Here is a 13,308-nt window from a genome sequence, read left to right on the forward strand (position 1 = left end):
TAGTCTTAAACATTAATATAATGTTATATAACGTTATACCAAATAATATGACTTAGGTGGAGGGGTAAAAATGGAATTGAATACTATCATTTCACAAATTAAAGAAAAACAGCCAGAGATCAAAAGTGTATTTTTTGTAGGTTGTGGAGCTTCCAAAGCAGAATTATATCCTGCGAAATATTTCCTAGAAGCCAATGCGAAACAACTTCGTGTCAGCTTATATACAGCAAATGAATTTAATTATGCGACTCCAGTATCAGTAGATAACAAGAGCATCGTGATCACTTGTTCTTTAGGAGGAACAACTCCTGAAACGGTTACTGCCACTTCAAAAGCAAAAGAATTAGGTGCACATGTTATTGCAGTTACGTATGAAGAAGGTTCGGCCATTACAAAAGATGCGGATTATGTTGTTTATCATGGCTGGGCAGCGAATTATGCAGCGAAAATGGAGAAAATGACCAAGGTATTAGGTCTTGCGGTTGAGATTCTCAATCAATTTGAAGGATATGAGCACTACGGAAAAATGCAGGATGGATTCAGCAAAATATACGATTTAATTGAATCATCTGTTGCCACTGTTCTTCCACAAGCAAAAGCATTTGCCGATGCTTACAAAGATGATCAAGTTATTTATGTAATGTCTAGCGGAGCCACTCATGAAGTAGCATACTCTTTCTCCATTTGTTTACTAATGGAAATGCAATGGATCAACTCTGGAACATTCCATGATGGCGAATTCTTCCACGGCCCATTCGAAATCGTCGACAAAGATGTACCATTCCTATTATTGATGAATGATGGCAGAACAAGGGATATGGATTCACGCGCTCTTGAATTCCTAAATCGATTTGATGCTAAAACGACTGTTGTCGATGCAAAAGACTTTGGCTTAGGTTCAGCAATTGCAAAAGAAGTAGTTGACTACTTTAACCCAATGTTAATTTCAGGCGTACTGCGTGTATATGCAGAACAATTATCAATCGTTCGAAAGCACCCGCTTACAAAAAGAAGATACATGTGGAAATTAGAATATTAATCTGATATTTTAAGAGACTGGTATTACTTTTTAATACCAGTTTTTATATTTAAAACCCTAAATAAATAAGTGCCACTGTCACCGCCCTTATTTTGTCGAATTCATAGACATTATTTAGGAAGTGACAGTAGCACTGTTTTATTTCTACCATTCTTTTGGCTCATAATTTAGTTGGCTAAATAATTGAGTACGTTCTTTCTTTGATAAATCCCGCCATTGTCCAACCGGGAGATTACCTAAATGAATATTCATGATTCGAGTTCGTTGAAGTCTATATACCTCATATCCAAGTGCTTCACACATGCGTCGAATTTGCCGATTTAAGCCTTGCGTTAAAGTGATTTGAAAGACATATTTAGAAAGTTGTATGACTTCACAAGGCAGCGTTTTTGTTCCAAGAATTTTTACGCCACTAGCCATTGCTTTTAAAAAATCAGGAGTAATGGGCTTATCTACCGTAACAATATATTCCTTTTCATGCTTATTTTCAGCACGCAAGATTTCATTGACGATATCTCCATCGTTAGTGAGGAGGATCAACCCATCAGAATCTTTATCAAGTCGACCTATATTAAATATTCTTAATGGATGGTTGACCAGATCAATGATATTACCTTTAACATTTTTTTCTGTTGTACTAGTAATACCTACAGGTTTATTTAAGGCGATATAGACATAATTCCTTGCAACCCTGATCGGACTTCCACTTACACGCACATCATCTCCAGGCTCAACTTGACTGCCAATTTTGGCAATTTTACCGTTAATGGTTACTCTTCCTTCACTAATCAATTTATCTGCTCCTCGTCTAGAAGTTTTTCCAGACTCGGAAATATATTTATTTAATCGCAGGTTAAACACATCCTTAAATGGAGATTGTGATTTAAGAATACCCAACCAATCCCGTATTTTCAAGGACTTATAAAAAACCACATATTAAATCCGGGAACCAATACTGGAACCCGGACATCGTTTATAGCCTAATTTAATTTTATACTTGAAGTTATGCCTCTACTGCAGTGAAAAATTGCGGTAAGTGTTCTTTATGTGCTTCTAACATTTCATCCAAAATTTGTTTGGCGATGGTATCAGAAGGAACAAGTGGATTAATGGTCATTGCTAATAGGGCAGTATTATAATCACCCGTTACAGCAGCTTCTGCTGCAACACGCTCGAATGATTTAATTTGTTGAACAAGACCTTGAACGGCAACTGGAAGCTCGCCTACTGAAATTGGTTTAGGGCCTTCTTTAGTAATGATACTATTGACTTCAACGGCAGAGTTATCAGGAATATTGGCAATCGCCCCATTATTTCTTGTGTTTACTGGCTGAATATCACGTTTATCATTATAGATAGAGTTTATAAGGTTGCAAGCTGCATCACTATAATAAGCGCCGCCGCGTTTTTCTAGTTGAGCCGGTTTAATCGCCAAATTAGGGTCCTTATAAAGCTCGAATAGTTCTTTTTCAACTTGCTTTACTACTTCCGCACGAGTTCCTTCTTCATTCGCTGCACGCATTTCTTCTTCCAACATTTCACTCGTTTTGTAATAGTAGCGGTGATATGGACATGGAATTGCATTTAAACCGCGAAGGAAATCAGGCTCCCAATCAATCGCTTTGATATTTTTCATGGTCATGGAATTATCTGGGTCAGCCATTTTTTCAATTACGTCACCAAGTACACTTACACCATCTACATAAACATTTAAACCAAATACCATATGATTAAGTCCAGCGAAGTCAATTTCAACTCTTTCAGGAGCTACATCCAGCATCTCAGCTGTTCTCATTTTTATACCAACAGGAACATTGCAGAGTCCAACTACCTTTTTAATATTGCTATAACGAAGTACAGCTTCCGTTACCATCCCAGCAGGGTTTGTGAAATTTACTAACCAAGCGTCAGGGCATAGTTCTTCGATATCTTTACAAATATCCAAAATGACTGGAATCGTTCTTAACCCTTTAAATAATCCGCCAGGTCCGTTTGTTTCTTGGCCAATGACATTATATTTTAGTGGAATTCTTTCATCCTTTGCCCGGGCATCCAGTAATCCCACGCGGAATTGCGTGGTAACAAAGTCTGCGTCTTTAAGTGCTGCACGGCGATCAAGAGTTAAATGCACTTCAATTGGAAGCCCTGCTTTTTCGACCATCCGTTTTGCAAGAGAACCGACAATATTTAATTTTTCTTGGCCAGCTGGGATATCAACCAGCCATAGCTCTCTGATTGGCAATTCATCGTATCTTTTAATAAATCCTTCGACAAGTTCTGGTGTATAACTGGATCCTCCGCCAATGGTTACAATTTTAATCCCTTTTTTCATGATAGTGCACCTCCGGTTATTTGAAAAATTACTTTTCCTCTCTGTGGAAAGTGTACCTCCGAATGATAAGGGGGGTAAATAGATTATGAGGTTTTTGTGACAGTTGCCAGTAAATGTGATTTGTTTCTAGCAGAAAACACTATGTTTTTTTTAAAATGGTGGTATGATATAAAAAAGTTTTAAAATTCAGATTATGCCAACGGGAGCGGATATTTCCATGTTTTCAAATGAAGTGATCAGTACTTTTAATGATTTGGAAGTGGCCTTATATAATTACATTACTAAAAACAGCGATAAAGTCATTTATATGCGTATTCGAGAATTGGCAAATGAAACGCATGTATCGACCTCGACGATTTTACGATTTTGCCGCAAATTGAATTGTGAAGGATTTTCGGAATTTAAAGTAAAGCTGAAGATATTTTTAGATAAGGACGATATCCCCCATTTGAGAAGTTCGCAAGATTCCATGTCTGAGTTTTTGGAGCGGACCTTAAAAGGAAATCTTGACGCATCTATCGCGGAGGCAGCCAACATTATTGCTCATTCAGATAGTGTCATCTTTATTGGGATTGGCAGCTCTGGTATCTTAGCTGAATATGGAGCAAGGTATTTCTCTAGTTTAGGAAAGTTTTCTCTCTACATTAAGGACCCCCATTTTCCCATCAATGCAACCTATTTACAAAATAGTACTACGATTGCCTTGTCTGTATCTGGAGAAAACCGGTTTACGGTTACACATATTAATCAACTAAAACAAGATGGCAGCAAAATTATCAGCATTACCAACAGCCAACATTGCACAGTTGCCAAAATTTCAGATGTTAATATACCTTACTATGTAACAGAGGAAACATATAAAAATTCAAATATAACGACCCAAATTCCAGTTATCTATATATTGGAATCGATCGCTCGTGAAGTAAACAAGCTTACAATAAGTAAGGGTGAATAGAGGTGAAATACATGTTTACAAAGCGCCAAAAAGAAATCTGGGTTTCCTTAATGAAAAGCAAAGAACCTGTTACTTCCGAATGGATCGCCAAGGAATTAGCAGTAAGTGACCGGACCATTCGAACAGAAATTAAAGAACTTCAATCACAATGCCATACATTAGGAGTAGCCATTGAATCGATTCGTGGTAAAGGATACAAGATTGAAATTGAGGATCTTGAGTTATTCGAAAAAGAGTTTAATCCTATAACAAACGAAGCAACAGTTGAAAATCAAACTGATTTTTCCGAACAGAATAATAGAGTCCTGTATATATTAAAGCGATTTTTATTAGAAAGAGAACCAATAAAAGTAGAAAGTTTAGAAGATGAGTTGTTTATCTCGAAGCCGAAGGTCCAGAATGATTTGAAAGTCGTCCGCGAAATTTTAGAAAAGTATAAACTAAAATTAGTAACCCGGCCTCATTATGGAACACTCGTTGAAGGCGAAGAGTATATGAAAAGGTTATGCTTTTCAAATTACATTTTAAGCCGAAATAGTAATTTAAATATTGACGGTCATTCTTTTCAGGTCTTAAACGAAGAATTATTTGAAAAAATAAAAGAAATTATCATAAAAAAAGTTAATGATTACAAAATTGAAATTTCCGACATCGCACTTGAAAATTTAGCTACTCATATTACAATTGGCTGCAGACGAATTGAGGAAGGCTTTGTTATTGAAAATCTTGAACAAGGCTTAGCAGCAAAATATCCATTTGAAAAAATTGTAGCTCTGGAGATTGTTAGAGAAGTAGAAGCTTTTACTGGCCTGGTTTTCCCAGACTCTGAAATCGACTACATTATTGTTCATTTGTTAGGGACGAAGTTAATTCACAAAGAGACTTTAACTGAATTTAGTGAGTTTGATGAATTGAGAGCCATCATTCAGTGCATGCTGGAAAGATTGAACACAGAATTACATTGGGATTTCCGCGATGATAATGAATTCATCCAGGCCTTAACGTTACACATTCGGCCGGCAATGAACCGATTACGCTATAACATGAACATCAGAAATCCGTTATTAAATGAAATTAAAAAGAAATATCCAAGTGCCTTTGAGGGCGCTGCTATCGCCAGCAAGTGTATAGAGAATTATTTATCAATAGAGATTGGAGAACATGAAATTGCCTATATCGCTTTGCATATAGGTGTAGCGTTGGAACGAATGAAAACAAGGCAAAGGAAAGTGAAACGAGTAATCGTGGTGTGTGCTTCGGGAGTTGGGAGTGCCAAATTACTATTTTACCGTTTGCAAGGTCTATTTAAAGATGAAATCGATATCGTGGCTTCAACCAATTTTTATCAATTAAAAGAATATGACTTATCGTCTATAGATTTAATTATCAGTACCATCCCCATCAAGGAGGATATCGGTGTCCCTGTTCAGGTCGTAAATACCTTTTTAGGGGAAGGAGATATTCAAAATATTAGGGAAAACCTGGTTTCTGTAAACAAAGAAGACACCAATTATTTAGCTGAATCAAGGGTCTTTATTCATAAAGACTTTGAAGACAAAGAAACTGTTATCCGTTTTATGAGTAGGGAATTATCGAAACAAGGGTTGGTACCAGAAAATTATGCCGACTTAGTATTAGAAAGAGAATCGCTGGCGCCGACCAATTTTGGCAATCTTGTCGCGATTCCCCATCCCATGACCCCTGTCACGGAAGAAACTTTTTGGACCGTGTGTACATTGAAGCGCCCCATTGAATGGCATAATAAACAAATGGTTCAATTTGTCTGCCTATTAAACATTCGGAAGGGCCCTAAAGGGGATCTGGATATAATGTATCAAAAGTTAATTGCCGTACTTGAAAACAATAGTGCTGTTCGAAAAATAGTTAAAAGCGAATCTACCCAAGAAATTATCGAAATTTTAAATTAGTAGAAAATAAAAAGCATGAAGACGATTGTAGCGGACAATCGTCTTTTTTCCGTTGCCTAACGGAAATTCCGTTTCTTTAATCTAAAGCGTTTGCATTTTAGTATTAAAAGTGGAATTAAAAGAAGACTTTAAAATACTAATTTCTCAATTGGAGGATCCGATAAATATGAGTAAAACAAGTTTACCAGAAAACTTTTTATGGGGCGGAGCTGTAGCGGCACACCAACTCGAAGGAGGATGGAATAAAGGCGGAAAAGGCCCTAGTATTGTAGATGTTTTAACTGCAGGTGCACACGGTGTATTAAGAAGAATTACCGATGGTGTCGTAGAAGGAGAAAATTATCCAAATCACGAGGCAATTGATTTTCACGGTCATTATAAAGAGGATATTGCTCTATTTGCTGAAATGGGATTTAAGTGTTTTCGTACAAGCATCGCCTGGACAAGAATTTTTCCTAAAGGCGACGAATTAGAGCCAAACGAAGAAGGGCTCCAGTTTTACGATGACATGTTTGATGAATTGCTAAAGCATGGAATCGAACCTGTTATTACATTGAGCCATTTTGAAATGCCGTATCATTTAGTGAAAGAATATGGCGGCTGGATGAACAGAAAAGTGATCGATTTCTTTGTTCGCTATGCCACTACTGTTATGGAACGCTATAAGAATAAAGTGAAGTATTGGATGACGTTTAATGAAATCAACAATCAGTTCAATACTAATACAGATATTTTTGGCTGGACATGTTCTGGTGTGAAGTTTTCAGAGTATGAAAACAAGAAACAGGCATTGTACCAAGTTGCCCATCATGAATTAGTTGCCAGTGCGCTTGTGGTAAAGAAAGGCCGTGAAATCAATCCTGATTTCAAAATTGGCTGTATGGTTTCATTTGTTCCATTCTATGCCTATTCTTGTGACCCTAACGATGTGATGGTGGCAGCAGAATCGATGCATGACCGCTTCTTCTTCGCCGATGTTCATGTAAGAGGACATTACCCTAATTATGCATTAAAGGAATGGGAGCGCGAAGGTCTTGAAATTGAAATGCAGCCGGAAGACAGCCAGATTCTAAAAGAGGGTACAGTGGATTACATTGGTTTTAGCTATTACATGTCCAATGCTGTAAAAGCAGATGCTAATAACGACACTAGTAAGTCAATGGAAGGCGCGACAGAATACTCCGTTGCGAATCCTTATGTAAAAGCAAGTGACTGGGGATGGCAAATTGACCCAGTTGGACTTCGATATTCTCTAGTTACATTATACGAAAGATATGAATTGCCTTTATTTATCGTCGAGAACGGTTTCGGCGCGGTAGACGTAGTAGAGGAAGATGGCAGCATTCAAGATGACTATCGAATCGACTATTTAGGCGCTCATATTAGCGAAATGAAAAAGGCTGTCGCGCTTGATGGCGTAGAGTTAATGGGTTACACAGCATGGGGCTGTATTGACTTAGTTTCGTTTACAACTGGAGAAATGAAAAAGCGTTACGGCTTCATTTATGTAGACAAAAACAATGACGGGTCCGGAACTCTAAAAAGAAGTAAAAAGAAATCGTTTGATTGGTACAAAAACGTTATTGCTACCAACGGTGAAGACCTATAAACGATTGATTATCATTGCATAGTAGCAAAGAGGTGTCTGAAGAAGGACACCTCTTTGTTATTAGTGTTAAAGGATCAGCTGGAGACGTATGGTGGAAATTTCCTTCCACCGTTTCCGTTGCCTAACGGAAAAAACCTTTCTGCAATGTAAAGCGTTTTCATTTTATACTAAGAAAATAAGGAAGTTAGACAAGCAACAAGTTAATCAATAAAAAACAAAACATTATGGAGGAATAAACGATGAAAACAATCATGTTGGTATGTGCAGCTGGAATGAGTACGAGTTTAATGGTAAGCAAAATGAAAAAGTCAGCTCAAGAGAAAAATATTGAAGCAGACATTTTTGCTATCTCTGCTTCAGAATTTGACGATACATTAGCAAAAAAAGAAATCAATGTTGTATTACTAGGGCCTCAAGTGAAATTTATGCAAAAGCAGCTGGCTACTAAATTAGCAGATAAAAATATTCCAATCGATGCAATCAACATGCAATTTTACGGAATGATGAATGGCGAAAAGGTTTTAGAACAAGCTCTTAAATTAATTGAAGGCTAATAAAACGGTTACGAATTGGAGGGTTTGGATGGTCCAAACCTTCCCTCCCAAAATTCTATATCAAAGTGAGGTAAGAGCATGCAAAAATTTATTGATATTTTGGAAAGCAAAATGGCGCCAATAGCCTTCAAACTTGATAGCAACCGATATATTACGGCCATTAAAGATGGATTCTTCGGAGCAATGTCGCTCCTTATTATCGGGTCAATCTTCTTATTGTTAGCAAACCTTCCGATTAATGGATATGGCGATTTTATGGCCTCCTTCTTAGGAAAAAACTGGGCGAGCTATTTTACCGTTCCTTTTGATGTAACGATGAGCATTATGACTATTTATGTCGTAATTGCCATGGCAAGAAGCCTTGCCAAAACCTATAAGTTAGATAGTATCATGTGTATCAGTTTATCAGTTGTCGCATTCTTGTTATTAACACCAATGCTTGAATTAAAAGCTGGCGGCTTTGCTATTCCAATGGCGAATTTAAGTGCAAGTGGTTTATTCTTAGGAATGCTTACAGCCGTTTTAGCAGTTGAAATTATTCGTTTTGTTGATAAAAAAGGCTGGAAAATCAAAATGCCGGATTCTGTTCCGGAAAATGTATCCCGTTCATTCTCAGCACTAATTCCAGGATTAATCGTTATTATCGTTTTTGATCTTATTCGTATTGCCTTTTCATTTACAAATTTTGCAACCGTTCAAGAATTTATCTTCCACTACTTGCAAGTTCCATTAACAAGCTTGGGAAGTACATTGCCAGCAATGGGAATCGTCACTCTTTTTGAAGCAATCTTATGGTTCTTTGGAATTCATGGTTCAAACGTAGTCGGCGGTATCATGCAGCCAATTTGGTTAGCGTTAACAGCTGATAATGCAGCAGCATTTGAAGCAGGAAAAGCATTACCACATATCATTAACTACCAATTCTATTCAAACTTCATGAAAATTGGCGGTTTTGGAAGTACTTTCGGCCTTGCCCTAATCGTTCTATTTACTGCAAAATCAAGTCAGTATAAAGCTCTTGGAAAATTAGCGATTGCACCTGGTTTCTTTGGAATTAACGAGCCACTTATTTTCGGACTTCCGATTGTATTAAACCCAATCATGTTGATTCCGTTCCTTCTTACACCGATCGTGATGCTTTTTGTAGGTTATTTCGCAATGTCCTCTGGTTTGGTTCCATATACAAATGGAACGAATATCCCATGGACGACTCCGCCAATCATTGCAGGTTTCCTTGTAAGTGGCTGGAAAGGTGCAGTATTAAACGTAATCCAAATCATTATTTCGGCAGCCATCTATTATCCATTCTTTAAATCAGTCGACCGCATGGCATTAAAGAATGAGCAGGATGATATTAAACAATCTGCATAAGGGATAAAACCATTGGGTTAACATACTAAAACTATTAAAAAAGGTGTGTATAAAGTGATAGAAGAAATAACAGATGTTAATATGATCGCATTTCAGATTATTAGTAACGTAGGAATGGCAAAAAGCACGGTCATGGAAGCACTTTATGCTGCAAAAGATGGCGATTATGCTTTAGCAGAAGAAAAATTAAAAGAATCTAAACAGTACTTTGTTGAAGGACATAAAATCCATGCTTCCTTAATTCAGAAAGAGGCAAGTGGAGAAAAGGTCGAAGTCACCCTTATCCTGATGCACGCTGAGGACCAACTATTAAGTGCAGAGACGATTGCTGAATTAGTCAAAGAAATGATCGAGATGTACAAAAAGTTTGATAAATAATGGAAATACAAGAAAGGATTATTACGGCTTAAAGGTCGCTAATAATCCTTTTTTTAAAGGAGATTAACATGGAAGCTTTTTGGGGGGAATTAGTCGGTACAGCTATTTTACTTTTTTTAGGGTGCAGTGTGTGTGCCGGAACTTCTTTAAAGAAGTCTTTTGGTAATAATGCAGGCTGGCTAGCTATTCAATTTGGCTGGGGAATGTCCGTGATGATTGCCATCTTTGCAGTCGGAAAATTTAGCGGTGCCCACTTCAACCCTGTTGTAACCATAACCTTTGCACTTATAGGGGAGTTCCCTTGGAGTGAAGTTCCAGGATACTTATTGGCACAGCTTCTAGGAGCTATGCTTGGCGCAGCGGCAGCCTATTTGCAGTATTTGCCTCATTGGAAAGAAACAGAGGATCCAAACGTGAAACTTACTGTTTTTGTAACCAAACCAGCAATTCCACATACGTTTGCAAACATTTTAAGTGAGATGTTAGCGGCATTTATTTTAATACTGGCGTTGCTTACGATTGGCGCCAACCGATTTTCTGAAGGGCTCCATCCATTAATCATAGGGTTTCTTATTCTTACTCTGGGGTTGTCATTAGGAGGTTCAACAGGTGCAGCGATGAATCCAGCCCGTGATATAGGACCAAGAATAATCCATTTTCTTTTACCTATCCCGGGTAAGCGAGATTCAAACTGGGGATACGCTTGGATTCCAATTGTAGGGCCAATAATGGGAGGATCCATCGGAGGTTTTTTTTATCAGGCTGTCTTTCTTGGGGAAATGATTCCTCAATTGTTTTTTAGCCTAGGGTTAGGTTTGGTTGTTTTGGCCGTATCCTATCTGGCGGATTTAAACAGACACAAAAAGAGCGATTCAATCGGAAGGCTGCAGCATAAAACGATCTTTGGTCAGCTTGTATATAATGAAAAAATCAGGAAATCGTGAACGATCTCCTGATTTTTTATGTTCTAATAAATAACAACTGGCTCGTATGTGCTGAGATTATTATATACGGTTTTCATAGCACTAGGCGGTGTATTGACGCAGCCATGCGATCCTGCATTAAGATAGGCATTGCTTGACCAGTTTGACCGGAATCCGGCATCATGAAATCCTTGCCCATCATTGGTAAAAGGAGCCCAATAATCGACTTTAACTTGATAACTTGGTTTTCCTCCAAGTTCTCTTCCAGTTAGTGTGGCAGGTGTTCGTTTATAGAGAATATACCACACTCCTTTTGAAGTATCATTACCGGTGCTATGTTTACCTGTCACAACATTCGTAGTGGTAACTAGTTTTCCATTTTTGTAAATCCAAATACGCTGTTCTGCAATCGACACTTCCGCATACGTATCGCCGATTCCGCTGTTGGCTGTTGTTTCATAACCGTAGCCTTCATTACTCCAGCCATGTCCGATAATATTAGTAGCTGAAAGAGATTTCTCTCCTTTTTCTAAAGCGGCCTGAATCTGTGTTGCTTCTTTAGAAACATCTAATGCCCATCCATAGCCTTTCCCTTTAACAGATACGACTGAACCTGAATGGGTCTTGAATGAGAAATTTTTATCTAATGTGGATTGAGAGTTATTAATTTCTTTCAATTTCTTGTTAATATCGCTTGGATCTATTGTAACCTTCATACTTTTTGATACAGTAGCATTTTTAACTAATTCGCTAGCTTTTAAAGAATAAACTTTGTCCTGTACCTTATACTCAATGGTTTGCCCGAGGATCTCCTGCAGCTTTTTCTCTTTATTTTTTACAATTGGACTATCTTCTTTGAGTGGCTGCATTAATACAGGCTTCAGATGGATTTCACTAGTATACTTCTGCTTTTGGTAGTCATTTAGTAGACTGTCAACATCATACTGCTCCCCGTCAATGCTTTTGGAGACAATAATTTTACCTTGTTCCAAAGTAGCCTCTGCATCTTGTGGTGCTTTTAAACTCTTATTCATCGTTACAAGCTTTTCCTCTACTTGTTTTTTCATCGTCTGGCTTCGATATTGATCAAGTTCGCCTGGCATAATAGAATAATTTTTTACCTTTGAAGAAGGAAAAAATGTCCGCTGCCTTTTTATTAACTCTTTGACACCTGGAAGATCAGTTTCCGTAAATTTCATCTTCGTGTCGTTTCCGTCTAAAATTTGTTGTTTTCCGACATAGACGACGTTTTTTAGGACGGATGTTTTTAATTTTTTAAGGGCCTGATCGGCAGTAAGTCCACCGACTTTTGTGCCATTAATCTTAATATGTGCATTAAAGTGGTTGGCCTGATAATAGCTCATTCCCGCGAATATGAGGGCAATAATGATGACAATACCCGTTGTGATGAACTTCCAGTTTGTATACCATTTAACGGATTTTTTCCGGCGGCTATCTAATTCCCCTACTGTTTCAGTTGCTGTACTTCCCATTATGATTCCTCCGATTAAATTGATTGTCCTTTGACATTAGCCCCTGGTTATGTAACAAAGTTTACAATTATTTTACCTTATTTTTAAGTTTTTTTTAAATTAACACTACTATTCTACTAAATATTATTGTGTGAAGTTTGTCGCTATTTGTAAATAAGTGAAATTTTTTATTTTTATTTGTCCTGTATTGCCTATGTACAAGGGGAAATAATATGTATATAGGCGATTGTAATAAATGTCGATATAGGATAACATTTAAAAGCAATAAAGAGGAGGAAATGAACTTACGTGATAAATATTAGCATTCCAAAACCAAGTATTACCATTAACAAGCAGAAAAATCCTGAACTGAGTAATATTTATGGATTTACTGATTTTCATCTTATCCCTAGAGATAAGGGTGGAATTTTCATGTTCTATAACGATAATCAAGAACTACTATTCGTTGGTAAAGCAAGAAAGTTGAGACAAAGAATTAAAAAACATTTTGAAGATACTGTATCACCAATCAAAATGCATAGAGATGAAGTCACTAAAATTGAGGTTTGTGTGATCGAAGACCCTGTACATAGAGAAATTTATGAAACTTATATTATTAATGAACTTAAGTCGAAGTACAATATTGATAAGGTGTTTTTTAAGTAAATTTTTTAGGGACTAAAATGAAAATAAGCTTATTCTTGCCTAAAGCAAAAAAAACAAGCCATGCATAGATTATTACTATCG

The 13,308-nt window shown here is 37.2% G+C and carries 12 protein-coding genes; 9 read left to right on the forward strand and 3 right to left on the reverse strand.

The annotated features are described in order from the left end of the window. Positions 1 to 70 precede the first annotated feature (70 nt). Positions 71 to 1,039, forward strand: a complete 969-nt coding sequence (locus tag ABES02_RS17150; RefSeq protein WP_430137364.1) for an SIS domain-containing protein — start codon at positions 71 to 73, stop codon at positions 1,037 to 1,039. A gap of 144 nt (positions 1,040 to 1,183) precedes the next feature. Here ABES02_RS17150 and rluF read toward each other — a convergent pair whose 3' ends face one another. Continuing rightward, a complete protein-coding gene (rluF, locus tag ABES02_RS17155) occupies positions 1,184 to 1,900 on the reverse strand; it encodes a 23S rRNA pseudouridine(2604) synthase RluF (RefSeq protein WP_430137476.1) in 717 nt (238 codons plus the stop codon). A gap of 142 nt (positions 1,901 to 2,042) precedes the next feature. Continuing rightward, positions 2,043 to 3,371, reverse strand: a complete 1,329-nt coding sequence (locus ABES02_RS17160) for a 6-phospho-beta-glucosidase (protein WP_430137367.1) — start codon at positions 3,369 to 3,371, stop codon at positions 2,043 to 2,045. Positions 3,372 to 3,588: 217 nt separating this feature from the next. On the opposite strand from ABES02_RS17160, the gene ABES02_RS17165 reads away from it, so the two are divergent. The 7 genes from ABES02_RS17165 (at position 3,589) to ABES02_RS17195 (ending at position 11,110) form a co-directional block, all read left to right on the forward strand. Next, positions 3,589 to 4,326, forward strand: a complete 738-nt coding sequence (locus ABES02_RS17165) for a MurR/RpiR family transcriptional regulator (RefSeq protein WP_430137370.1) — start codon at positions 3,589 to 3,591, stop codon at positions 4,324 to 4,326. Positions 4,327 to 4,337: 11 nt separating this feature from the next. After that, positions 4,338 to 6,254, forward strand: coding sequence for a BglG family transcription antiterminator (locus ABES02_RS17170; RefSeq protein ID WP_430137373.1), 1,917 nt, complete (start codon positions 4,338 to 4,340; stop codon positions 6,252 to 6,254). 166 nt (positions 6,255 to 6,420) lie between these two features. Continuing rightward, positions 6,421 to 7,863, forward strand: coding sequence for a 6-phospho-beta-glucosidase (locus ABES02_RS17175; RefSeq protein WP_430137376.1), 1,443 nt, complete (start codon positions 6,421 to 6,423; stop codon positions 7,861 to 7,863). A gap of 239 nt (positions 7,864 to 8,102) precedes the next feature. Continuing rightward, a complete protein-coding gene (locus tag ABES02_RS17180) occupies positions 8,103 to 8,417 on the forward strand; it encodes a PTS sugar transporter subunit IIB (RefSeq protein ID WP_430137379.1) in 315 nt (104 codons plus the stop codon). 78 nt (positions 8,418 to 8,495) lie between these two features. Next, positions 8,496 to 9,788 (forward strand): PTS sugar transporter subunit IIC, encoded by a 1,293-nt coding sequence (locus ABES02_RS17185; RefSeq protein ID WP_430137382.1) that lies wholly within the window; start codon positions 8,496 to 8,498, stop codon positions 9,786 to 9,788. Positions 9,789 to 9,842: 54 nt separating this feature from the next. Then, on the forward strand, positions 9,843 to 10,166 hold the full coding sequence (locus tag ABES02_RS17190) for a PTS lactose/cellobiose transporter subunit IIA (RefSeq protein ID WP_430137385.1): 324 nt from the start codon (positions 9,843 to 9,845) through the stop codon (positions 10,164 to 10,166). Positions 10,167 to 10,234: 68 nt separating this feature from the next. Continuing rightward, a complete protein-coding gene (locus tag ABES02_RS17195; protein WP_430137388.1) occupies positions 10,235 to 11,110 on the forward strand; it encodes an MIP/aquaporin family protein in 876 nt (291 codons plus the stop codon). 23 nt (positions 11,111 to 11,133) lie between these two features. On the opposite strand, the gene ABES02_RS17200 is transcribed toward ABES02_RS17195, so the two are convergent. After that, on the reverse strand, positions 11,134 to 12,582 hold the full coding sequence (locus ABES02_RS17200) for a L,D-transpeptidase family protein (protein ID WP_430137391.1): 1,449 nt from the start codon (positions 12,580 to 12,582) through the stop codon (positions 11,134 to 11,136). Positions 12,583 to 12,870: 288 nt separating this feature from the next. On the opposite strand from ABES02_RS17200, the gene ABES02_RS17205 reads away from it, so the two are divergent. Then, a complete protein-coding gene (locus ABES02_RS17205; protein ID WP_430137394.1) occupies positions 12,871 to 13,227 on the forward strand; it encodes a nucleotide excision repair endonuclease in 357 nt (118 codons plus the stop codon). Positions 13,228 to 13,308: the final 81 nt, after the last annotated feature.

Origin of the sequence: Neobacillus pocheonensis (genome assembly GCF_050477905.1) — a bacterium.
Taxonomy (GTDB): Bacteria; Bacillota; Bacilli; order Bacillales; family Cytobacillaceae; genus Neobacillus; species Neobacillus pocheonensis_A.

Coding starts and splice junctions, on each gene's coding strand:
- ABES02_RS17150 (WP_430137364.1), top strand. CDS start 71: ATGGAATTGAATACTATCATTTCACAAATTAAAGAAAAACAGCCAGAG.
- ABES02_RS17160 (WP_430137367.1), bottom strand. CDS start 3,371: ATGAAAAAAGGGATTAAAATTGTAACCATTGGCGGAGGATCCAGTTAT.
- ABES02_RS17165 (WP_430137370.1), top strand. CDS start 3,589: ATGTTTTCAAATGAAGTGATCAGTACTTTTAATGATTTGGAAGTGGCC.
- ABES02_RS17170 (WP_430137373.1), top strand. CDS start 4,338: ATGTTTACAAAGCGCCAAAAAGAAATCTGGGTTTCCTTAATGAAAAGC.
- ABES02_RS17175 (WP_430137376.1), top strand. CDS start 6,421: ATGAGTAAAACAAGTTTACCAGAAAACTTTTTATGGGGCGGAGCTGTA.
- ABES02_RS17180 (WP_430137379.1), top strand. CDS start 8,103: ATGAAAACAATCATGTTGGTATGTGCAGCTGGAATGAGTACGAGTTTA.
- ABES02_RS17185 (WP_430137382.1), top strand. CDS start 8,496: ATGCAAAAATTTATTGATATTTTGGAAAGCAAAATGGCGCCAATAGCC.
- ABES02_RS17195 (WP_430137388.1), top strand. CDS start 10,235: ATGGAAGCTTTTTGGGGGGAATTAGTCGGTACAGCTATTTTACTTTTT.
- ABES02_RS17200 (WP_430137391.1), bottom strand. CDS start 12,582: ATGGGAAGTACAGCAACTGAAACAGTAGGGGAATTAGATAGCCGCCGG.